Source organism: Kitasatospora sp. NBC_00039 (assembly GCF_045160625.1).
In the GTDB taxonomy this organism is placed as follows: Bacteria; Actinomycetota; Actinomycetes; order Streptomycetales; family Streptomycetaceae; genus Kitasatospora.
This window is the reverse complement of the sequence record NZ_CP108289.1, coordinates 2,233,523-2,256,100: the sequence shown is the minus strand read 5'-3', so window position 1 is coordinate 2,256,100 and position 22,578 is coordinate 2,233,523. Positions and strand designations below refer to the sequence as shown.

General features: G+C 76.7%; 13 protein-coding genes. 8 read left to right on the top strand and 5 right to left on the bottom strand.

Features of this window, described 5'->3' with window-relative positions; translation table 11 throughout:
* Window positions 1-18 precede the first annotated feature (18 nt).
* The 3 genes from OG286_RS10125 to OG286_RS10115 form a co-directional block, all read right to left on the bottom strand.
* On the bottom strand, window positions 19-1,122 hold the full coding sequence (locus OG286_RS10125) for a PP2C family protein-serine/threonine phosphatase (protein ID WP_405365079.1): 1,104 nt from the start codon (window positions 1,120-1,122) through the stop codon (window positions 19-21).
* Between the two features lie 186 nt (window positions 1,123-1,308).
* A complete protein-coding gene (locus OG286_RS10120) occupies window positions 1,309-1,731 on the bottom strand; it encodes a MarR family winged helix-turn-helix transcriptional regulator (protein ID WP_396319741.1) in 423 nt (140 codons plus the stop codon).
* Between the two features lie 98 nt (window positions 1,732-1,829).
* Window positions 1,830-3,053, bottom strand: coding sequence for a M48 family metallopeptidase (locus tag OG286_RS10115; protein ID WP_396319742.1), 1,224 nt, complete (start codon window positions 3,051-3,053; stop codon window positions 1,830-1,832).
* A gap of 230 nt (window positions 3,054-3,283) precedes the next feature.
* On the opposite strand from OG286_RS10115, the gene OG286_RS10110 reads away from it, so the two are divergent.
* On the top strand, window positions 3,284-4,435 hold the full coding sequence (locus OG286_RS10110; RefSeq protein ID WP_396319743.1) for a CapA family protein: 1,152 nt from the start codon (window positions 3,284-3,286) through the stop codon (window positions 4,433-4,435).
* A gap of 865 nt (window positions 4,436-5,300) precedes the next feature.
* Here OG286_RS10110 and OG286_RS10105 read toward each other — a convergent pair.
* Window positions 5,301-5,951: a hypothetical protein gene (locus tag OG286_RS10105; RefSeq protein ID WP_396319744.1), complete on the bottom strand. Its 651-nt coding sequence runs from the start codon at window positions 5,949-5,951 to the stop codon at window positions 5,301-5,303.
* Between the two features lie 313 nt (window positions 5,952-6,264).
* Between OG286_RS10105 and OG286_RS10100 the strand changes: the two genes are divergently transcribed.
* Window positions 6,265-7,434 carry a PQQ-dependent sugar dehydrogenase gene (locus OG286_RS10100; protein WP_405362171.1) on the top strand — a complete coding sequence of 390 codons (1,170 nt, stop codon included), beginning with the start codon at window positions 6,265-6,267 and terminating at the stop codon, window positions 7,432-7,434.
* Between the two features lie 85 nt (window positions 7,435-7,519).
* On the opposite strand, the gene OG286_RS10095 is transcribed toward OG286_RS10100, so the two are convergent.
* A complete protein-coding gene (locus OG286_RS10095; protein ID WP_396319746.1) occupies window positions 7,520-8,263 on the bottom strand; it encodes a TetR/AcrR family transcriptional regulator in 744 nt (247 codons plus the stop codon).
* A 190-nt stretch (window positions 8,264-8,453) separates the two neighbouring features.
* On the opposite strand from OG286_RS10095, the gene OG286_RS10090 reads away from it, so the two are divergent.
* The 6 genes from OG286_RS10090 (at window position 8,454) to OG286_RS10065 (ending at window position 22,459) form a co-directional block, all read left to right on the top strand.
* Window positions 8,454-9,185, top strand: coding sequence for a DUF4386 domain-containing protein (locus tag OG286_RS10090; RefSeq protein ID WP_405362174.1), 732 nt, complete (start codon window positions 8,454-8,456; stop codon window positions 9,183-9,185).
* A 139-nt stretch (window positions 9,186-9,324) separates the two neighbouring features.
* On the top strand, window positions 9,325-10,185 hold the full coding sequence (locus OG286_RS10085) for a DUF4132 domain-containing protein (RefSeq protein ID WP_396319748.1): 861 nt from the start codon (window positions 9,325-9,327) through the stop codon (window positions 10,183-10,185).
* Window positions 10,182-15,353, top strand: coding sequence for a hypothetical protein (locus OG286_RS10080; RefSeq protein WP_405362176.1), 5,172 nt, complete (start codon window positions 10,182-10,184; stop codon window positions 15,351-15,353). Before OG286_RS10085 ends, OG286_RS10080 begins: the two co-directional genes overlap by 4 nt.
* Window positions 15,350-16,555 carry an AAA family ATPase gene (locus OG286_RS10075; protein ID WP_396319750.1) on the top strand — a complete coding sequence of 402 codons (1,206 nt, stop codon included), beginning with the start codon at window positions 15,350-15,352 and terminating at the stop codon, window positions 16,553-16,555. Before OG286_RS10080 ends, OG286_RS10075 begins: the two co-directional genes overlap by 4 nt.
* Before the next feature lie 4 nt (window positions 16,556-16,559).
* Window positions 16,560-20,429, top strand: a complete 3,870-nt coding sequence (locus OG286_RS10070; RefSeq protein WP_405362178.1) for a DUF5682 family protein — start codon at window positions 16,560-16,562, stop codon at window positions 20,427-20,429.
* Window positions 20,426-22,459, top strand: a complete 2,034-nt coding sequence (locus tag OG286_RS10065; RefSeq protein WP_405362180.1) for a hypothetical protein — start codon at window positions 20,426-20,428, stop codon at window positions 22,457-22,459. Before OG286_RS10070 ends, OG286_RS10065 begins: the two co-directional genes overlap by 4 nt.
* Window positions 22,460-22,578 lie beyond the last annotated feature (119 nt).

Here is a 22,578-nt window from a genome sequence, read left to right as displayed (position 1 = left end):
CGTGGGACGGGTCGGCTCTCAGGTGAGCCGCTCCGCCAGGACGATCGCCGCGTCGTCGTCCAGCCGGCCGCCGACGTGGTGGAGCAGGTCGCGGCGCAGGTGGTTCAGCAGGGCAGCCGGGCGGTCGGCGCGCCACGCGGTGACACGTTCGGTGAGCGGGTAGAACCGGCGTGAAGCGTCGCGGGCCTCGATCACGCCGTCGGTGTAGATCAGCAGCCGGTCGCCGGGGAGGAAGGGGAACACCTCCACCTCGTACCTGGTCGGGGCCAGCTCGCCGAGTCCGAGCGGGGGAGCGGGGTGGCGGGCGCTGAGGGCGGTGATGCCGTCGGCGTGCAGCAGCAGCGGGGGCGGGTGGCCGCAGTCGATCAGGCGCAGCACGGAGCCGTCGTCCGGGATGTCCAGGATGACGGCGGTGATGAACGACTCGCCGGCGTCGTCCGTGGCCGGGCCGTCCAGGGCCGGGTCGGGGACGGCGCCCGCCACCGCCCGGCGCAGGCGGTTCTGCTCGCCGAGCTGGGCGAGGTCCCAGCAGACGCTGCCGTCCAGGTAGGTGGCGAGGTCGGGGAGCTCGGCGTGGAGGTGGGCGGCGGCCCGGAACGCGCCCAGCAGCAGGGCCGCGTCGCCGAGCGAGGAGAGGCCCTTGCCGCGGACGTCGCCGACGAGCAGCCGGGTGCCGGTGGCGGTGCGGGCCGCCGCGTAGAGGTCCCCGCCGACCTGTGCCTCGGCCTCGGCGGCCAGGTAGACGGAGGCGAGGTGGAGCGGCCCGATCCGGTCGGGCAGCGGGCGCAGCAGGACCCGTTGGGCCGCCTCGGAGACCGAGCGGACCTGGGCCAGCTCCCGTTCGTGCCGGTCGCGCAGCACCCGTAGGGCGATGATCAGCGCCGAGACGGCGATCTGCGCGCCGAGCTGGGTCTCGTGGTTGGCGGTGTCGATGCCGTCGCGAAGGAGGCCGATGACGGTCAGTGCGGCGAGGGCGATCAGGGCGACGGCGGTGGTGGCCCGGGCCCCCGCGAAGGAGGCGGTGATCGCGGGGGCGACGATCAGCAGCGGGCCCAGGTGGATCTCGGGCGGGGTGAGGATGTCGACCACGGTGATCGCCACGATCAGCGCGAGCGACAGCACCGTCAGAGCGCGGCGGCCGGGCCGCCACGACCGGCGGCGGTCACGGGGACGCTGCCGAAGTGGCACCTCTCCTCTGTACACCGTCCGGGCGGTGCGCCGCACCCCGGGCCACGGGTGGGCCGGCCGCGCGGACGGCGCCCGGGCGGGCGGCTCAGTCCCGGGGGGGCTCAGTCCCCCGCGGGCGGCTCAGTCCTGGGCGCCGTAGCGGGCGAGGTAGTCGGCGAAGCGCGCCACGTCCTGGTCCGACCAGTCGGTGAAGCGGGCGGTGAAGGAGGCCCGGCGCTGTTCGTTGGCCTCGCGCAGCAGGGTGAGGCCGGCCTCGGTGGCGCGCAGGATCTGGCCGCGCTGGTCGTCCGGGTCGGTCTCGCGGCGCAGCAGGCCGAGCTTCTCCAGCGCGGTCACCTGACGGCTGACGGTGGACTTGTCCAGCATGAAGTGCATCGCGACGTCCGCGGCCCGGCAGCCGCCGCGCTCGTTGATCAGGTCCAGGATGCTGTAGGTGACCAGGGAGAGGTCCGGGTGCAGCTGGCTGGCCTTGTGGCGGGCCCGCCGGGCGAAGGCGGTCAGTTCGCGCTGGATGGTGTCGATCGACGTCTCACGACCGGGCACGGCGTACCTGCCTCCTCGGGAATTTTGTTGCACTATACAACGATTTTATGGTCGATGGCGCAGTCCTGCCCGGCGCCGCCCCGCTCGGCCGGCCCCGCTCAGCCGGCCCGGCTCCCGTCGGGTGCCGAGGCCTGCCAGGCGCGGGCGGCCGCGATCCGGCGCGTCGCGCTCGGGTGAGTGGCGAACAGTAGCTCAAGCACCCGCGGCGGGTCGACGTCGGACACGTTGGCCAAGGCCAGTCTGCGCTGCATCGCGACGAACTGCTCGGCGTCCGAGGTGAGTTCGAGTGCGTGACGGTCCGCCCTGGCCTCGATCCGGCGGCTCGCCGCGCACTGCACCGGGCCGGACAGCGCGCCCAGCAGCGCCGCGCAGGCGACCAGCAACGGCAGTGCGCGCGGATCGGCCGCGTCCGCGGCCCCGGCCGCCGACAGCAGCGGTCCCCAGGCGGCCAACCGGCCGAGCAGGACCACCACCACCGCCGCTCCCGCCGCGCCCAGCAGCGTGCCGGTCAGCACGTCCCGGTGCTTGACGTGCCCCAGCTCGTGCGCCACCACCAGCTCCACCTCGCGCGGCTCGGCGGTCGACAGCAGCGTGTCGTACGCGACGATCCGGCGCGTCGCGCCCAGGCCGGACACGTACGCGTTCAGCGCCGTCGTCCGCCGCGACGCGTCCGCCACCAGGACGTCCCGCACCCGGACGCCGTCCCGTTCGGCCAGCGCCAGCAGCGCTGTGCGCAGCGGGCCGGGCGGCATCGGGGTGAAGCGGTTGAACACCGGCTCCACCAGCACCGGGTACAGGAACGAGAGCGCCGCCGTGAGCAGCGCGGCCGCGGCCGCCGCCGGGAGCCACCAGCGCTCCGGCGACCAGGCGGTGAGCGCGAACAGCCCGAGTGCCACGGGGAGCGTCAGCGCCAGGGCGAGCGCCGACCCGCGCAGCGCGTCCACCGCCCAGCCGGCCCAGCCCTGGGTCACCAGCCCGTACCGGGCGCGCACCGAGCGGACGCCCGCGCCGAACGGCAGCTGCGCCACCTGCCCGAGCACGACCAGCGCGGCCGCCCCGGCCAGGACCTCCGCCGTCCGCGAGCCGCCGAACCAGCCGCCCGCCGCCGTCACCAGCCCCGCCCCGGCGGGCGTCAGCCCCAGGGCGAGCGTCAGCGCCAGGCCCGCCAGGCGCCCGCCCAGTGCCCACGGCAGCTGCGCACGCCGGAGGGTGCGGCCGCGGGCGAGCTCGGCGGGGGTGAAGTCGGCGGCGGGGCCGGGGGCGTCGTGGGGCTCGGGGGCGGGTGCCGGGGTGCCCGGGGGCGGGCTGACGGAATCTGTCATCTGTGGGCCGTCATCCGTTTGCTGTCATCTGTCGTCCGTCATCTGTCCTCTGAATTCTGTCAGCCGCCCGCCCGCTCCGCCGCCCCGGTGGCGGAGCGGGCGGGCCGTCCTGCGCGCAGGACCGCCGTGCCTCGTACTGCTCGCCGAACACGGTGTGGAGGCGGGGCGGAGGAGGCGCGGGGGAGTGGCGTAGGCTGACCGCTCTTGGACCGACCCCGGGGGGATCTCACATGCGCCGTGCCGCGGCCGCCGTCGCACTGCTGCTCGGGCTGATACCCGTGGCCGCCTGCGGGCCGGACGACCCGGCCCCGGCCAAGGCCGCGCCGGCCGGCGATGCGGCCGGGCCCTCGGCCGCCGGGTCCGCCACGGCGGGTGCGACCGGCACCGCGGCGCCGGCGCCGTCCGGCAGCGCCGCCGCACCCCGGCCCGACGGCAGCATCACGGTGGCCTTCGCCGGCGACGTCCACTTCGAGGGCCGGACGGAGTCCCGGCTCGCGGTGAAGGCCCCGGAGCAGGCGCTCGGCCCGATCTCCGGAACCATCTCCGACGCGGACCTCGCCGTCCTCAACCTGGAGACCGCGATCACCGACCGCGGGGCCCCCGAGCCGAAGACCTACACCTTCCGCACCTCGCCCAAGGCGCTCACCGCGCTCAAGGACTCCGGCGTCGACGTCGTCTCGATGGCCAACAACCACGCCGTCGACTTCGGCCCCGACGGCCTCGCCGACACCCTCGCCGCCAAGGACGCCTCGCCGATCCCGGTCGTCGGCGTCGGCCACAACGCCAAGGAGGCGTACGCCCCGTACGTCACCACCGTGCGCGGGGTGAAGGTCGCCGTGGTCGCGGCCAGCCAGGTCGAGGACATCACCAACCAGAAGTGGCGGGCCGGTGCCGACAAGCCGGGCATCGCCTCGGCGCTGGACGCCGCCGCGCTGGTCAAGGCGGTCGAGGCGGCGAAGCAGCAGGCGCCCGTCGTCCTCGTCTACCTGCACTGGGGAGACGAGGGCAAGGCCTGCCCGACCGGCCCGCAGACCGCCATCGCCAAGAAGCTCGCGACGGCCGGTGCCACCGCGGTGGTCGGCACCCACGCGCACACCATGCTCGGCTCGGGCATGCTCGGCAACACCTACGTCGGGTACGGCTTCGGCAACTTCCTCTGGTACGGCACGTCCAACTACGCGTTCTCCAACGAGACCGGTGTCACGACGCTGACCCTCACCTCGGCGGGCAAGGTCACCGGCGAGGTGTTCACCCCGGCCACCGTCGACGGCCAGGGTGTCCCCGTCCCGCAGACCGGCGCCGCCGCCGAGGCCGCCCTCAAGCGGCGCGACGGCCTCCGGGGCTGTACCGGCCTGGCCCCTGCGCCCGGCCCCGCGCGCTGAGTTCGTCCAAGTCCCGGGTGGTGACCGCCTCGGCGACGGGGATGCCGCTGCGGTGCGCCAGGGCGAGCCGCTCCCGCACCTCGCGCGGCGTCCGCGGCCGCCACCCCGGGCCGTGGCAGCACCCCGAGTGGAACGTCACCCCGGCGGCGAGCACGGCGGTCAGCGCCCGCCACCCGGCATCGTCCCGCCGCTTCGGGACCGCCAGATCCTGCCCCGCCTCGAGCAACTTGCCCCGGCAGTGCGGGCAGAGGTCATGCCCCGGTGCCGGCCACCGCTTCACCGAGACCCGGCACGGCGGGCAGACGAAGTGCCGGCGAGACGTCCGAGCGCGTGTACACACGGGTACCACGATAGGGCGGTGGCGGACCGTCAGCACGTGGATTCCCCCGGCCTGCGGATGAGCGCGGGCAGCCGGGACGGACCTCGCCGGGCAGGTGGCGGAGACCCAGGGCCGGAGTCCGCCCTCGGAGGGGCGGGACACCCGCCGCGAACGGCGGGCCCGTCCAGCGCGGTCGGGCCGGTCACCGGCCGGGGTGGAGCGGGCGGCGGCCCTACGGGCGCCACCCGCACCGGGGCCTGTTCCGGCCGTGGTCGGCGGACGACGAGCGGCTCGCCGCCGAGGCGCTGCGGGTCACCGGGGTCGACCCCTGCGCCGACCGCAGGCTGGACCGCCTCTCCGGCGGCCGGCGCCAACGCTGCCGGCCCGCCGTGGTGTTGGCCCAGGACGTGCCCGTCGCCGGACCGGTGCCCGCGGCCGCCGCCGGGCTGTCCGCCCGGTGTTCCACGAGGGGGCGGCACCCCCGGTCGTGGAGCGCCAGGGGCGCCGGCGGCCCCTCGGCCGGGCACACCGGAAGGGCCGCCACGGTCACCACGCGTTGCAGTACTCGATGTGCAGGTGGGCGGGTACGTGCCGACGGGTCCGCGCCCGTGCCCAGGGGCCGGCGCTGAGTTCGACGCAGAAGTGCCCGGCGTCCGGGGAGCGGTGCAGCTGTGACGGGGCCTGGTCGACGAGCCCGCGGAGCGAGGTGCCGTGTTCGCGGAAAGCCCTGGAGCTGCCCACGACGAAGAGGGTGTGGGCGGCGATGTCGAAACCGAGGTGGTCACGGTACGTCCGGTAGTTCCACCGCTGGTGGTCGATGGCGCTCTCGTCGGGGAAGTCATGGTCCGGGGTGGCGGCGGTGCGCGGTTCGCCGGCGCCGAGTCGGGCCCGGACCTGCTTCCACGACGCGGCCGGGAACTGCAGGCTGTGATGGGCCAGCACCAGGTCCAGCGCGACCGGTTCGCCGTCGCTGACGACGCCGGCGGGGGCGACGTTGGCCCGGATCGGCAGGTAGACCAGCGACCGCGCGGAGCGGGCGGCCAGCGCCCACAGGGCGGCGAGCCGGGCGGCGCCGTCCCGGTCGGCGTACATCGACAGCCAGTGGCCGTCGTCGCGCAGCGCCAGCCGCGCCGGCGCCGGGGCCGACCGGACCACCCGGACCTCCTCGGCGCCCAGCCTGACCTTGTGTATGTGCACCCGCTGTTCCACTTGTCTCCTCGGAGCCCGCCTTCTGTCCAGGGCACGCCCTCGGGCCCGTCCCGTCGCCCGGCCCGCCGGTCGGGCGGACGACGGGAGTCTCGCACGTCGTCGTTCCGGGCCCGGTGCCGGTTTCGCCGACGGCGGTGGGTCCTGCTCAGGGGCCTGCTTCGGAGGCCCGGTTCCGACCGGCAGCCGGTCGGTTGCGCCGGCGCGGCGCGTACCGAGGGCTGCGGGGCGGCCGGTGTGGTGAGCTGGTCGCGGCCGTGTCAGCCGCGCGGCAGCCGCACCTGGCTCTCTGGAGGAGACGTCCATGCGCCGTCGGTCTGTGGTCGCCCTGCTGACCGTGCTGTTCGGGTCCGGTGCGGCCGGCGGCTGCTCCTCCGTGGCTTCCAGGGCCGCGAACTCCACGGTGCCCACCCCGGGCGCGTCCGAGGTGCCCTCGGGCACCCCCACCCTGGCGTCCCCCGCCTCGCCGGCATCCACCCCGCCGGTGGCGGTCCGGGCGACGGTCACCGACGGACTGGCATCGCCCTGGGGCCTGGTGGTCCTGCCCGACGGGGACTTCCTGGTCTCCGAACGGGACACCGCGAAGATTCTCCGCATCGCCGCGAAGGGCGGCGGCAAGACCGAGACCGGCACCGTCCCCGGGGTGGTCCCCGGTGGCGAGGGCGGCCTGCTCGGCCTGGCGCTGTCGCCCGGCTACGCCACCGACCACCTGGTCTACGCGTACGTCAGTACCGCCGACGACAACCGGATCGTCCGCTTCCCGTACGACCCGACGCGGCCCGCCGGGCAGCAGCTGGGTGACGTGTCCGTCCTCCTGACGGGTATTCCGCGCGGCCACCGGCACAACGGCGGCCGGATCGCGTTCGGTCCGGACGGGCTGCTCTACGCGGGCACCGGTGACAGCAGCAACAGCGCGCTCTCCCAGGACAAGGGCTCGCTCGGTGGCAAGATCCTCCGGCTGGCCCCCGACGGCACCCCCGCCCCCGGTAACCCCTTCCCCGGGTCGCCCGTCTACTCCTACGGCCACCGCAACGTGCAGGGGCTCACCTGGGATCCCCAGGGCCGGCTCTGGGCCTCGGAGTTCGGCCAGGACAACTGGGACGAGCTGAATCTGATCCGCGCCGGCGGCAACTACGGCTGGCCGGTCGTCGAAGGCGTGGGCGGCCGCCCCGAGTTCACCGACCCGGTGGCCGAGTGGCGCACCTCCGAGGCCTCCCCGAGCGGCATCGCCTATGCGCAGGGGGCCGTCTGGATGGCCGCGCTGCGCGGCACCCGGCTCTGGCGCGTCCCGCTCGACGGCGAGCATCTCGCGTCTGCCCCCCAGGAGTTCTTCGACGGCGCCTACGGCCGCCTGCGCACGGTCGTCGCGGACCGGGACGGCACGCTGCTGGTGCTCACCGACAACACCGACGGGAGCGGCGAGCCCAAGCCGGGGGACGACCGCCTCCTGCGGCTGGCGATCTCCCGGAGATAGCGCTTCCGGGCGAGCCGGCCTCCGGGCGGGGCGGGGTTCGCCGGGGGCAGGGCTCAGGCCGGACCGGTGCCGGACGGGGCCGGTTTCACGCGCGGCCGGCGGAGGACCAGCCCTGCCGGTGGAGCCGTTCGAAGCCGTCCAGCAGGAGATCGAGTGCGAACTCGAACTCGAACTGGTCGTCGCAGCCCTGGCCCACCACGGTGCCGTCGTCGTGGGGCCGGACGGTGGCGATCTCGGCGATGTGGGGGAACCGGACGGCCAGCTCGCGCAGGGCGGCCGCCTGGACCTGCGGGTCGGGGCTGGGCGCGGTGGGCAGTAGCTCCTGCGTGAATCCCCACGCGCGGCTGCCCAGGGCGTGCATCGCGTGGTGGGTGAGGTCCGCCGAGAGGCCGCCGGCCAGGAGCGTTCCGATCAGGGAGTCGAGGTAGCCGAGGATGCCGGGGGTGGGGCCGGTGCGCGATTCGATGACGCGCGCGGCCCACGGGTGACGAAGCAGCGCATGCCGGGCCGCGAGGACGTGCCGGCGGGCGGCGCCCTTCCAGGCGGCGTCGCCTGCGGACGCGTCGGCCGGCGAGTCGGCCCTCGCCTCGCCCTCCTCCCCGATCTCCCCGATCTCCGCGATGACGGCGTCGACCATGCCGTCGAGGAGTTCCTCCTTGTTCGCCACGTGCTTGTAGAGCGCCATCGGCACGACGCCCAGCTCCTGGGCGAGGCTGCGCATGCTCAGCGCCTCGATGCCCGACCGGTCGGCACGTGCGACGGCGGCGCGCAGCACCCGGTCCCGGTTCAAGTTGGTCCGGCGCGCGGTGGCGTTCGTCTGCTGGGGCATCTCCTGACCGCCTCTCCTCGGGCTCGGCCCGGACTCCGCCGGCCGGACTCCGTTCGTCCCGGAGTCCGCCCGGTCCGGGCTGATTCTTCCTTGACAGGTGTACGCGGTACACCCTAGCGTCATCGACGAAGGTGTACGCCGTACACCTCTGGTGCCGGGTGCGGCCGGCCGTGCCAGTGAAGGAGTTCCGGTGATCCCCTCGAGAAGGCTCGCGACAGCGGCGGGCGTGTGTTACCTGGTCACCCACGTCGCCTCGATCGGCGGGCTGGCCCTCTACGGCCCGGTGCTCGGCAACCCCGACTTCGTCGTGGGCCCCGGCCCGGACGGCCGGGTGCTGCTGGGGGCGCTCTTCGAGGTGGTGCTCGCCCTGGCCGTCGTCGGCACCGCGATCGCGCTGTTCCCCGTCGTCCGGCGGTACGGCGAAGGCGCCGCGTTCGGCTATCTCGGCCTGCGCACCCTGGAGGCTGCCGTCATCGCCGTCGGCATCGTCAGCCTCCTCGCGATGGTGACGCTCCGTCAGAATCAGGAGGCGGGAACGGATCCGGCCGCGGCGCGCACCGTCGGCAGGGCGCTGCTCGCGGTCCACGACTGGACGTTCCTGCTCGGGCCGAACTTCGTGCTGGGTGCCAACACCGTGCTGGTGGCGCATCTGCTGTACCGGTCGGGCCTCGTGCCGCGGTTCATCGCCGTCCTGGGCCTGGTCGGCGGACCGTTGATCTTCGCCTCGGCGATCGCCGTGCTGCTCGGCCTCTACGGGCAGCTCTCGGCGTGGGGAAAGCTGGCCGCCGTCCCGGTGTTCGCCTGGGAACTGGCGCTGGCCTTCCGGCTGATCTTCCGGGGCTTCCGGACGCCGGCCGCCGCCGGGCCCCTGCCGGTGGGTGGCGACCCGGTTCCGGTCCCGGTCGGTCTGCCGCAGGTCTGAGCGGCAACGCGCCGCCGCCGCACCCCGCCGCACCCCCGTCGCCGTACCGCCGATGACCTCGGCGAAGCGGCGGCGGAGGCGTTGTCAGTGTGTCCCGTTACGTTCCTCCCATCACTGACCAGCTGGGAGGAGAGCGGCCGTGGCGTGGGTGGAAGCGGGAGCGGGCGGCTACGAAGTCGCGCTCGACGAGGAGGGCAAGGTGATCTGCCGCAACGCGGCGGGCCGTCGGCTGAAGGCCGTCCCGCCGAAGCTGAACGACGATCCGGTGGTCACCGGGCTCAGGCAGCTCACCGAGTGGCTGGCCGCGCACCGGCGCCGCTGCCTGGACGACGTCGAGCGGTGGATGGTGCGCTCGCTGCCGGTGCCCGCCGCCGTGGTCACCGCCGTCTGGGCCGACGAGGCCTGGCAGGAGGTCCTGCGTGACCTGGTGGTCACCGGGGCTGACGGTTCGGTCGCCGGGTTCCTGCGCGGCGCCGACGCCGAGCGAGGGCTCGGCCTGGTCGACCTCGACGGGGACACGGTGCGTCTCACCGACGGTGAGATCCGGATACCCCACCCCGTCCTCCTGGACGACCTGGACGACCTGCGCGAGTTCGCCGTCGAACTCGGCGTCGCCCAGCACGTCCAGCAGCTGTACCGGGAGGTCTGGCACCGCCCGGCCGGTGCCGACGCGCCCGGTACCGAGGTCACCACCTACGCCGGCGGCCGCTACAAGGAGCTGCGCGAGCTGCTCGGCCGCTGCGCCCGGCTCGGCTACCGGGTGCGCGGCGGCCACGCCGTCCTGCCGGTCGTCGAGGGCGGCGCCGCACTGGAGGCCCGCGTCTGGGTCGGGGACTTCTACGACTACGACGAGTGCGAGACCGGCGCACTCAGCTGGACGGGCCCGGACGGCAAGGTCCTGCCGCTCGCCCGGGTCGGGCCGGTCGCCTGGTCCGAGGGCATGCGGATGGCCGCCGCGCTGCACGCCGGCCGCACGATCGAAGGGGAGGAAGCCGTATGAGCACCAGCCAGATGAACACCGGTCACACGGACACCGACCGCACGGACGCCGACCGCACGGACGCCGACCGCACGGACGCCACCGCACTGAACGAGCGCCTGCTGGACGCCGGCGCGGTGCTCCCGGCCGGAGCGCTGCCCGGCGCCGGGCAGCCCGACAGCCCCGCCGACGTGCTCACCGCCCGCAGCTACGCCCACCCGGCGCTCGACGGCCGCCGCGTCGTCCGGCTGGTGCCCGGAGCGCTCGGCCCCGCCGAGGACCTCGCGGTCGACTTCCTCGGCCTCAAGCCCGCGCAGGAGCCGGCCGAGGTCGGCCAGGTCCGCCAGGAGGCGCTGGGCTTCCCGGCCTGGGCGCTGGTCCACGACCCGGCCAACGGACACCACGCGCTCGCCCTGGTCAAGGAGATGGAGCGGCTCGCCCGCCAGGCCAGGTCCAAGCCCGGGCATGCCAAGGACGGCTTCGAGGCGCTCGCCGTGCGCCTCGGCCGCGCGGTGCCGCACTTCCTGCCCACCTACTGCGAGGAGGTCGGCCGGATCTTCCTCGACCACGGCAACCAGACCTACGCCGGCACCTTCTTCGGCAAGGCCCGCGAGGCCGAGCGCACCCACAGCCTCACCGTGGACGAGGAGCGGCTGCGCGCCGTCTTCCTGGAGTTCGCGCTGGCCGGCGCACTCACCGTCAAGGCGCTGCGGCAGTACGTCAGGGAGCTGAGCGGCCGGCTCGACCCGCTGACCGCCTGGCAGCGGTTCCGCCAGCTCTGCACCGAGCGCTCGGCGGCCGGCATGGCCCCGTACGCCGGCGTGGCCGAGGACGCCCGCGCCCTGATCCGGGCCGCCGGGCTGGACCGCACCGAGCACGAGCGGGCCCTCCTCGCCGAGCTGCTCGCCTCACCCGCCGTCAACCGGGCGCCCGGCGCCTTCTGGAAGTCCTGGCACGGCGCCGTCGTCGACCTCGGCCGCAGTGACGGGACGGTCCGCGCCCGCCTGCTGGAGCTGCTGCCCGACCCGGCGGGCTCCGGAGACCAGAACGCCCAGGACGCCTCCTGGCTCGCCGTCCTCGCCGAGAGCGGCGCCGAGCAGCAGCTCACCGGGCCGCGCACCGGGCCGGTGGAGGGCGCCGGGCCCGTCGAGCCGGCCGCCGCCTGGCTGCAGCGCTGGCTGGGCCACATCGGCCGGGGCTGGCGCAGCCGTGGCCTCAGCACCGAGACCGTCGCCCTCGCCGGGCGGATGGCCGGGCGGCTGCGCACTGACGGTGTGCCGGTCGACCTCCTCGGCGGCCGCCGGAGCACCACCCTGATCGAGGTCCTCGACCTGCTGCTCGCCGAGGGCGTCCCGGTCGCCGACCCCGCCGACGGCTTCGCCCTCGACCTGGGCGCCTGGGTCGCCCAGTCCGGCCCCGGCAGCCGTACGCTCGCCGCGCTCGCCGCCGACCCCCGGTTCCGGCCCGCGCTGCGTGCCGCCGTCCCCGGGGTCTGGGACGCCGCGGTGGCGAAGCAGGTGCCCGCCCTCCCGGTGCTGCGCGAGCTGTTCGTCGAGTGGTCCGACGCACGCGCCGACGAACTCCTCGCCGCCCGCGGCCTGGCGAGCGCCGCGGACCTGCTGCGTGAGCTGCGGAGCAGCCGCCGCGCCATCCGCGCCGAGAACCCGGCCGCCGCCGAGCGGATCGCCGGTCTCGACGTCGCCGGCCTGCTCGCCCGCACCCTGCGGGCCGGCATCTTCGACGAACTCGGCTGGCCCGCCCTCGAAGAGGCGCTCGGGAGGCTCGGCGTCGAGCGAGGCGAGGCCCCCGGCGGTACGGCCGGCAACCACCTCCCCGAGGGCCTGTACGCGGAGGACGCCTGGCCGCACCTCGTCCTGGCCCGCAAGAACCAGGTCGTGGTGGCCGGACCGCAGGGCATCCTGCTGGAGCACACCCTGCGCATCCCCGACAAGCTGGAGCAGTGGCAGCGCCCCCGGCTCCGCTACGTCGACGGCGAACTGCTGGTCGCCTGGTACCGGGACGGCAAGCAGCACGCCTACTGGTCCGGCCGCCCCGCCGAGACCTTCCTCCTCGGCGGCGAGACCGTCGTCCGCTACTACGGCGGCAATCAGGAGCCCGAAGCCCCGTCCCTCCCGCTGCCCGGCGGCGGGCGCACCACCGGCGAGCGCCCGTTGCACGCCGGCGACACCCGGATGCCCGCCGAGCACCCGGTGATCGGCGACGGCACCGGCCACTGGACGGTCCGCCACGGCCAGGGCGGCGGCTTCCTCACCGAGCTGGACCCGGCCACCGGCACCCTCGGCCGCGCCGCCGAGCCGCCCCGGATCGCCGCCACCGCGGCCGCCGGCCGGCTCGACGTCCACCGCACCCGGCTGCTGCCGATGCAGCCCGGGTTGGAGGCCACCCCGCTGGGCACCGACGGCGCCGCGCTCGGCAGCTGGGTCCGCGTCGGAGCGGGCCGCGTCACCACCGGTACCGCCGACGGCACCACCCTCGTCCTGTCCGGAGGCGGCAGCCACCCCCAGCGCTTCCCGGTCGGCCGGCTCGCCCTGCCCGGCGGCGCCCGCCCGATGGTCGTCGAGGGGCGCGGCGGCTCCCTCGCCCTCGCCCTGCCCGGCACCGACGGCACCCACGCCGACGGCGCCCGGGTGGACGCAACCACCGGCACCACCGCCGACCTGAGCGTCTGCCGCGCCGGCGGGCTCGACGCCGCCGGCACCGGGCTCGTCCCGCCGCTCGTCCACTGGCACGCCTTGCGGCCGCGCGACGAGGAGGGCTCGCTCGTCCTGCGCGCCGTCACCGACGAGCAGGCCGCCCGGCTGATCGACGCCGCCTGGCCGGTGGACACCCGGCCGGTCGCCGCGGACGAGCAGCGCTGGCTCACCGTCCAGGGCGGGCGGCGCCTGCTCGCCAACGGCAAGAAGACCCGTGCCAGGGTGCCCGTCGCGGCCGTCGGCGAGGCGCTGCCCGGTATCGGTCACCCGCTGCTGCGCGCCGGCGTCGCCGGGCTCGCCCGGGCCGCCGCCGACCTGCTCGACGGGGTCGCCCGGTTCGTCTCGCAGCCCGAGGCCAAGGCGCGCTCCAAGGCGGGCGCCGCCCGCCCGGCCGCCTACCGGCCCGAGCACGGCCGCGACGACGAGCTGCGCGAGGCCGTCGGCGTCGTGTTCCCCGACCTCGGCGGCTTCGGCCGGTCCTGGGGGAGCGACGGCCAGTGGCGGGTCATCAACAACCTGCGCACCGTCACCGCCGTCCTCGCCGACCCGCCCGCGGCGCCGGAGGGCACCGAGGGCTGGTCCACCCCGCTGCGGGTGGAACTGCACGGCGACGACAACCACCACGGCTGGCTCCACCTGCTCGGCCGGCTCGGCACCCTCGCCTACGCCGCGGCCGCCCCGCTCACCGGAGGCGCCGAGCGGTCCGCTCTCGCGCTGCTGCTCGACGAGTTGACGAAGGGCCCGCTCGCCGACCGCGGCGCCACCCTGCGCGAGATCACCCTGACCGAGCCGCTCCACGGCGCGAGCCATAACCACAAGCACGAGAAGCGCACCGGCCAGGTGCTGCGGCACGGCGACCGCACCGTGATCGTCCTGGGCTGCCGCCACCACCGCGGCGACCGGGTGCACTGGCTCGCCGTCGACCACGACCCGAGCGGCGCCTTCGGCCCCGTCGACCACTTCGCCACCGTCGAGGAGCGCACCACCACGGAGACCCTCACCGCCGACTGGACGGCCCGGTTCACCGCCCTGCTCGCCCTGCACGGCGCCTTCGCCCACCAGGCCGGCCACGCCGCCGACTTCGCCGGGCGGACGGGCATCGGCACCACCCGCGCCACCCTGCTGCTCAGCCCCACCAGCGGTCTCTTCCAGTGGTACGGCAACGTGCTCCCGGCGGACCGGCTCAAGGAGTTCGGCCTCAAGTCCACCGAGGCCAGGGCCGCCCGCGACTGGCTCCGCGACCGGGACCGGACCGGCCTCGCCGACGTCTGGGCCGCCCTGCTGCCCGCCGACCCGAAGAGCCTCTGGACCGAGGGCCCCGACACCCTCGCCGGCGCAGCCCGCTGGACGGAGCGGTTCGGCACGCTCGTCACCCTGCCCGAGGAGGCCCAGGCCACCGTCAGCGGCGCCGCCATCGGCCACATCGAGGCGGTGCTCAACCCCGCCCGGACGCCCTGGCTCAGCCGTACCACCGGCTTCCGGGTGCGCGCCGACGAGGCCGGCGACGTCCGCCTCCGCCCCGACGACGCCGCCGCCCTGCCCGGGAGCAACACGCTCAGCGGCACCGTCGACGCGCTCCGCTGGCTGGCCTACCACCTGCCCGCCGACAGCCCGCTGCGCCCGCTGCTGCCGCAGGCCGTCGCCGCACTGCGTGCCAGGCTCGCCGACCCCGGCCTGCTGCTGGACTACGACCTCCAGCGCACCGTCAAGGACCAGAAGCCGGCCACCATCCTGCGCACCCGGTTCGGCCTGCCGGCCGAGGGCGGCGGCGACGCCGACGGCCTGGTCCGCTGCGGCGAGGCGCTCGTCCTGGCCCCCGGCCACGCCGGCGACGAACACATCTGGCTGCGCCCCGCCGGGCTCGCCGGTGCCGGAGACCCGCTGCTGGAGCTGCTCGACGGGCTCTCCGACAGCTACTGGTTCGGCGTCGAGCGGCGCGCCCTTCAGGTGATCCTGAGCGGCGAGCTGGAGCGCCTGGTGGCGCCGCCGGAGTCCGGGCCCGAGGGCGGGGCGGTGACCGGCTGGGCGCAGGACCCGCAGCTCAGCGCGCCCGACCTGGTCGCCGAGGCGGCCAAGGCGCACGGCCTGGGCGAGGACGCCGCCGCGCTCTACCTCCAACTGCTCGCCCTGCCCGACCCGACCGACCGCAACGTCGCCCGCTGGACCGGCTGGAAGCCCGCCCGGCTCAGGCGGGCGCGCGCCGAACTCGCCGCCACCGGCCTGGTGCTGGAGGCCAAGCGGGCCCGGGCCGGCCGCAGCCTCTTCCTGCCCGGCGGCTGGCAGGAGGCCAAGGCCCCCGGCCTGCCCGCCGAGACCTGGAAGGCCGGCCTGTACGAACTGCCCACCCACCGCGCCGTCCTGCCGCACCTGTCCGTCCCGGAGCTGTTCGCCCGGGCCTGGCGGCGGATCGGCGACGGGGACACCCCCGGCTACGAAGAGCTCCGGACCAGCAACCGCAGGAAGGCCCGCCGATGAGCACGACCACCGAGACACCGAGCGCGACCGGGCCCGGGACCGCTCCCGGGACCGCGACGGCTCCCGCTGCCGCGACGGCGGTCGGGACGCGGCAGATCGTCCCGCCGGAGGAGAAGTACGCCGCCGAACTGGAGTTCCTGGCCGCACACGACTCCGGCCCCCGCCCGCCGGGCTGGCGGCTCACCCCGCGCGCCGTCGTCACCTTCGTGATGGGCAGCGACGGCGAGAAGCTCAAGGCCGGGCGGAAGAGCATCGTCATCGAGCAGAAGTTCGTCGGCGAGCGGGCGTTGGTCGAGCGCTGCGTCGTCACCCTCGCCGGCGAGCGCGGACTGCTGCTCGTCGGCGAGCCCGGCACCGCCAAGTCGATGCTCTCGGAGCTGCTCGCCGCCGCCGTCTGCGGCACCAGCGCGCTCACCGTCCAGGGCACCGCCGGCACCACCGAGGACCAGCTCAAGTACGGGTGGAACTACGCCCTGCTGCTCGCGAAGGGCCCCAGCCGGGAGGCCCTGGTGCCCTCGCCGGTGCTCACCGCGATGACCACCGGCGCGGTCGCCCGGGTCGAGGAGGTCACCCGCTGCCTGCCCGAGGTCCAGGACGCCCTGGTCTCGCTGCTCTCCGAACGGCGCATCGCCGTCCCCGAGCTGGCCGGCAGCCCGGACGGCCAGCTGCACGCCGCGGCCGGCTTCACCCTGATCGCCACCGCCAACCTGCGGGACAAGGGCGTCAGCGAGATGTCAGCCGCCCTCAAGCGGCGGTTCAACTTCGAGACGGTCGGCCCCATCGGCAGCCTCGCCGCCGAGGTGGAGCTGGTCCGCCGCCAGTCCACCGCCGCCGTCGCCCGCGCCGGTGCCCCGTACGCGGTGGACGACGCCGTGCTGGAGGCGCTCGTCACCGCCTTCCGGGACCTGCGCACCGGCCGCTCCACCGAGGGCTGGGACGTCGAACGCCCGTCCACCGTGATGAGCACCGCCGAGGCCGTCTCGGTGGCCACCGCCCTCGGCGTCTCCGCCGCCTACCTGCCCGACGGCGGCGACCTGCTCGGACGGCTGCCCGGCCAGCTGATCGGCGTCGTCCGCAAGGACGACCCGACGGACGCCGCCCGCCTGCTCGGCTACTGGGACGGCCCGGTCCGCCGCCGCGCCGAACGGGGCGCCGGCACCTGGCGTACCCTCTGGGACCTTCGCTCGGCACTGGAGGCGTGAGGCGATGACGACGAGCAGCGCGGTCCGGGCCCTCGGGGCGGACCTCGACGACCCCCGCCGGGCACCGGCGGACCCGCGCGCGGTGGTGGAGGCGGAGGCGGCACGGCTGGCCGCCTCGGGCGCCGGCGCACCCGGGCCGTACCTGATCGGGGTCCGGCACCACGCGCCCTCGCTCAGCGCGGTCGTACCCGCGCTGCTCGACGCCGCCCGGCCCGAGGTGGTGCTGGTCGAGCTGCCCGCCGAGTTCCAGCCCTGGCTGGGGTGGCTGGCCGACGAGTCCACCCGGGCGCCGGTCGCCCTCGCCGCCGCCCCGGCGGCGGCCGGGAGCGGCGCCGGTGAGGGAGCGGGTGACGGTGCGTCCGGGCTCGCCTTCTACCCGTTCGCCGACTTCTCCCCGGAGCTGGCCGCGCTGCGGTGGGCCAGGCGCAACGGCGTGGCGGTGGTCGCCTGCGACCTGCCGCTCGCCCACCGGGGCCAGGGCGGCTCCGGCCCGGCCGACCGCTCGACGGCCGGGCCGGGTGCGGGCGCCCGCCCCGGGGTCGCCGACGCGCTGCGCCACCGGCTCACCGGGCGCGACGACGACGAGGACCTCTGGGACCGCCTGGTCGAGACCGCCGCCCCCGGCTCCACCCCGGAGGCCGTCCGTCGCGCCGCCCTGCTGGTCGGCTGGGCCCTGCGCCGCGACGCCGCCGACAGCACCGGCGTGGACCCGTACGACCTGAGGCGCGAGGCCTGGATGCGGGCGCGCATCCAGGACGCCACAGCCGGCGGGCGCCGCGTCGCCGCCGTGGTCGGAGCGTTCCACGCGCCCGCGCTGCTCGACCCGCCGGACGGCACGGAGGCCGGCGCGCCACCCGTGCCGGACGGCGGCCACGTCGTCTCGCTGATCCCCTACACCTACCCCCTGCTCGACGCCCGCTCCGGCTACCCGGCCGGCATCCGCGACCCCGAGTGGCAGCACACCGTCCTCGACGCCGGCGGGGACCCGGCCCGCCTCGCCGACGCGCTCACCCACACCGCCGTCCGGATCTGCGAGGCCCTGCGCACCCAGGACCACCCCTCCGGCCCCGCCGACGCCCGCGAGATCGTCCGCCTCGCCGGCGACCTCGCCCGGCTGCGCGGCCTCGCCGCCCCCGGCCGCGGCGAACTCGTCGAAGCCGTGCAGACCGTCCTCGCCCAGGGCGAGCCGCTCGGGCGCGGCCGCGCGGTCGCCCGCGCCCTGGAGCGCGTCCTGGTGGGCACCCGCACCGGCCGCGCAGCCCCCGACGCCCCCCGCAGCGGCCTCGCCCCCGCCGTGGAGTCACTCCTCGCCGGACTCGGCCTCCCCGGCCCCGGCGACACCGCCGAGGCGGGCCCGCGCGAACTCCGCCTCGACCCGCTGCGCTCACGCCTCGACCGCCGCCGCGAGCTGCTCCTCCACCGCCTCGCCGCCTGCGCCGTCCCGTACGCAGAACCGGTCACCACCACCGGCGCCGGCGGCACCGAGACCCTGGGCACCCGCTGGCGCGTCCGGTGGACCCCGGCCACCGCGGCGATGCTCACCGTCGCCGGCACCCGCGGCGTCACCCCGGCCCAGGCCGCCGAAGGCACCCTGCGGGACCGGCTGCGCCGCGAGGAGGAGGCCGACGGCCCGACCGCCCGCGAAGTCCTGACCGGCCTCGCCGAGGCCGCCGCCTGCGGCCTCCCCGCGCTGGCCGGCACCCGTCTCACCCAGCTCACCAGCGTCCTGCCCGGGACCGCGACCCTCCCCGAACTCCTCGACGCCCTCGCCCTCCTGGACCGCCTTGCCGCCGGCCACATCCCCGGCCTCGCCGCTGATCCGTCGGACGGCGAAGAGGCCGCGCAGACCGGTGCGTTCGCCGCTCCCGCCGCTCCCGCCGCTCCCGCCGCTCCGGCCGCTCCCGCCGCTCCCGCGGCTTCCGCGGCCCCGGCCGCCTTCCGGCATGGCGAGGGCGCCGAAGTTCTGGCCTCCGCAGGGGAGCTGCTGACCACCGCGGCGGTGCGGCAGCTGGACGGGCTGGCCGGCTCCGACGACCCGGCCGATGCCCGCGCGCTGGTGGAGCTGGCGCGCCGGGCGGACCGGTCGGGTGGGCTGCGGCTCGGCCACGCGCTGGCCGAACTCGCCGAAGAGGGCAGCCCGTTGGTCCGCGGCGCGGCGGGTGCGGTGCGGGTGCTGCTCGGGCAGGACGGCCCGGCGGCGTTCGGCGGGCGGGCGGCCTCGTGGGTCGACGGTGCCACCGGGCCCGACAGCCGGCACACTCTCGGGCGTTCGCTGGTCGGGCTGCTGACGGCGGCCGAGGGGCTCTTCGACACGGCGCCCGAGGTGCTGGAGCCGGTGCTGGAGCGGGTCGCCACGTTGTCCGACACCGGGTTCCTGGACCGGCTGCCCGCCCTGCGCGGTGGCTTCGACACCCTCAGCCCGGCCGCCCGCGGCCGGCTGCTGACGTTGGTCGAGGAGCGGCTCGGCACCCGCCTGCGCGCCCTGCCCGACACCGTCGCGCCCGCCCTGCTCGCCGGCTGGGCCCGCGCCGACCTGGCGGCCCGTGCCGCCCTGGGCCGGCGCGGCTTGCTCCCGGAGGCGTTCGCCGGGCCGCCGGGCCACCCGGCGCCGGCCACCGCACCCACCCCCACCACCGCCAACGTACCCACCGCCAACGCACCCACCGCCCTCGCCTCGACCGCCCTCGCCCCGACCGCCCCCGCCACCCACGCCCTCGCCCCGACCGCCCCCGCCACCCACGCCCTCGCCCCCGCCGAGCGGTGGCGGCTGCTGCTCGGGCGGCCGGGCAGCGGGGGCTTCGGCGGACGGTCCGCCCGGCTGGCCACCGCCCTCGACGAGCTCTACGGCACCGGGCGCGGCGAGGGATCCGGGCCCGGCCTGGACGGGCGGGGCGGTGCCGGCGGCAACCGGGGCGGCCGGGAGGCGCCGTATCCGGGCGTGCGGGAGTGGGGCGAGGAGTTGGCCGCGCTGTTCGGTCCGGGCATCCGGGAGGAGGTGCTGGCCGCGGCCGCGGCGCAGGGCCGCACGGATGCCCTGGAGGCGCTCGACCCGGGCGCCGTCCGTCCCTCCGTCGAGCTGCTCCGCACCGTGCTGGAGCACGCCGGCGGGCTCCCCGAGGCGCGGATCGCCGGCCTGCGGCCGCTGGTGCGGCGGCTGGTCGACGAGCTGACGCGGGAGCTGGCGACGAGGCTGCGCCCGGCGCTGACCGGGATCAGCGTGCCGAGGCCCAGCCGCCGGCCGGGTGGCGGCCTGGACCTGGACCGCACGATCCGGGCCAACCTCGCCACCGCCCGCCCGGCGCGGCCGGGGGAGGCGGACGCCGGCACGGTGATCGTCCCCGAGCGGCCCGTCTTCCGGACCAGGGCCCGCAGGGCGGCGGACTGGCGGCTGATCCTGGTCGTCGACGTCTCCGGGTCGATGGAGTCGTCCACGGTGTGGGCGGCGCTGACCGCCTCGATCCTGGCCGGGGTGCCGGCGCTCAGCACCCACTTCGTCGCGTTCTCCACCGAGGTCGTCGACCTGACCGAGCGCGTGGAGGATCCGCTCGGTCTGCTCCTGGAGGTCCGGATCGGCGGCGGCACGCACATCGCGGCCGGGTTGAAGTACGCGCGTGAGCTGGCGACGGTGCCCTCCCGCACGCTGGTCGCGGTGGTCAGCGACTTCGAGGAGGGCGGTCCGATCGGCGGGTTGCTGGCGCAGACCCGGGCGCTGGTCGACTCCGGCTGCCTGCTGCTCGGCTGCGCCGCGCTGGACGACACCGGGAAGGCGCGGTACTCGAAGGCGGTCGCGGGCCAGTTGGTCGCGGCCGGGATGCCGGTGGCGGCGCTCAGCCCGCTCGAACTGGCCCGTTGGGTGGGGGAGAAGGTCCGATGACGGTACCGATGGAAGCCGGCGCGCGCTGGCCGGCGGTCCGGCCGGAGGTGGTCGCCGAGGTGGTGGCCGGGCTGTCGGCGCGGCTGCAGAAGAGGTTGGACGGCGCGGCCGCCAAGCTGGCGGCGTGCCCGGTGCAGCGGTCCGGCGACGACTGGCGGGTCGCGGTGGACGAGGAGACGGAGCTGGTCCTGCACGCGCCCGGCGGGGTGGTCGTCGGCCGGTCCGGCGTGCGCTGCGGCTGCCTGCTGGCGCCCGCCTGCGTGCACCGGGCGGCCGCGGTCTCGCTCTGCCGTCTCGCGGACGACGATCAGGGGCCCGACGCCGCAGCGGACACCGGGGCGGCCCACACCCGGGCCGCCGGCACCCCGGCCGCCGACACTCCGGCGGCGGACGGCACGGGGGCCGCGGCCCCCGGAGCCGGGTCGGAGACGCCGCTGACCGCGGCCGAGCAGGCGGCCGCCCGTCACCTGCACCGGGCCGCCTCCGCCGTCCTCGCGGCCGGGGTGGGCGGGGCGGGGGCCGTCCTGCAGGCGGAGCTGCTCCGGGCGGGGCACCGGGCCCGGCTGGCGGGGCTCCACCGGCCGGCCGCGGCGGCGGTCGCCGTGGTGACGCGGGTCCGCGCGGCACGCTCGGGCGAGCCGGACCACCGGCTCGCCGACCTCGTCACAGCCGTGCGCGAGCTGCTCGAACCGGCCGCGGCCCTGGCGAGCGGCCACCCCGGTGGCGGTGTCGGCACCGCCGAGCTGCGCGGCACCGCCCGGCAGGCCTACGGGGAGGCGGGCGGGCTGCGGCTGTACGGGCTGTTCGCCGAGCCGGTGCTGACGGCCACCCACGTGGGCGTGCTCACCTGGGCGGTGGACGCCACCGGGCGGCTGAGCACCGTCGCGGAGGTCATGCCGCACGCCGATGCGACGGCCGCGGCCCCGCAGGCCGTCGGCGCCGGGAACCGCGCGGTCCGGCTGGGCGACGCGCTGCTCAGCCACCGCGAGTTCAGCCGTGCCGGGCTGGCCGTCCAGGGGGCGACGAGGTCAGCCACCGGGCGGCTCGGCGCGGGGGCCTCGGTGAAGGCGGTCCGCGCGGCGGGCGCGGCGTGGACGGCGGAGCCGGTCGCCGCACTCTGGGCCGAGCCGCCGGCCGCGCAGGTGGAGCGCGCCCTCTCGGCGGCGGCGTTGCCGTACGAGAGCCGGCCGGCCGGGAGCGACCTGCTGTTCCTGGACGTCACGTTGCTCGGTACCGCCCCGTACGGGCCGACCGGGGTGCCGCGGCTGCTCGCCGACTGCGGCGGCCTGGTCGTCGCGCTGTGCGCACCGCACGAGCACCCGGGCCTGGCGTACCGGGGCAACCTGGCGCTGCTCGCCACCGCGCCGGGGCTGAGACTGCGGGTGATCGGCCGGCTGGAACGGGCCGCCCGCCCGGAGCTGCGCCTGCTCGCCGCCGGTCCGGCCCCGAGCGAGCCGGGGCCGGGATCAGAGCCGGGGCCGCGGCCAGGACCGGAGCCGGAGTCGCACGACCTGGCGGGCGTCCCGTTGCTGTCCCTGCCCGCCGACCGGGCGGGACGGGTCAACCTGGGCCTGGAGCGGTTGCAGACCGCCGACCTCACCCTCCCCACGCCCCTCCGCGACCCGGCAATCCCCGCGCCGGCAGCGATCCCGGAGGCCGCCGGCGCCCCCGACACCCCCCACGCCCCTGTGCACCTGCTCACCCGCCGGGTCGAGCAGGCCGTGACCGGCGGCCGGCACGCGCTCGCGCTCGGTGCGACGACGCCGGCCGCCGACGCCGCGCAGCTGGCGTCGGCGGGCCTGGCCACGGGGGCGGCGCTGCTGGGCGGGCTCCGGGCGGCGGCGGGGGACCACCCGCGGGACGTGTTCGGCCGGGTGGTGGCGGACGACCACGCGGCGTTCACCTCCGCGTGGCTGGCAGCGGCGTGTTACGCCGAGGAGCTCGCCTCGGCGCTCTGCGCGGTCGGCTGGGCTCCGCAGGGGGAGGCGGTCACGTCGGCGGCCCAGGGAAGTACTTGCACAGGCAGGTAAACCGCGCCGAATGGCATACTGGGTGGACGGGAGACGTTCGACCGGTCGTCACACCATCGACCCGGGCCGGACACGGTACCGGGGCCGGCACCAGTGACGGGACCGGGAAGAGAAGGGCG

Coding starts and splice junctions, on each gene's coding strand:
- OG286_RS10095 (WP_396319746.1), bottom strand. CDS start 8,263: ATGCCCCAGCAGACGAACGCCACCGCGCGCCGGACCAACTTGAACCGG.
- OG286_RS10075 (WP_396319750.1), top strand. CDS start 15,350: ATGAGCACGACCACCGAGACACCGAGCGCGACCGGGCCCGGGACCGCT.
- OG286_RS10070 (WP_405362178.1), top strand. CDS start 16,560: ATGACGACGAGCAGCGCGGTCCGGGCCCTCGGGGCGGACCTCGACGAC.
- OG286_RS10115 (WP_396319742.1), bottom strand. CDS start 3,053: ATGACAGATTCCGTCAGCCCGCCCCCGGGCACCCCGGCACCCGCCCCC.
- OG286_RS10100 (WP_405362171.1), top strand. CDS start 6,265: ATGCGCCGTCGGTCTGTGGTCGCCCTGCTGACCGTGCTGTTCGGGTCC.
- OG286_RS10110 (WP_396319743.1), top strand. CDS start 3,284: ATGCGCCGTGCCGCGGCCGCCGTCGCACTGCTGCTCGGGCTGATACCC.
- OG286_RS10080 (WP_405362176.1), top strand. CDS start 10,182: ATGAGCACCAGCCAGATGAACACCGGTCACACGGACACCGACCGCACG.
- OG286_RS10065 (WP_405362180.1), top strand. CDS start 20,426: ATGACGGTACCGATGGAAGCCGGCGCGCGCTGGCCGGCGGTCCGGCCG.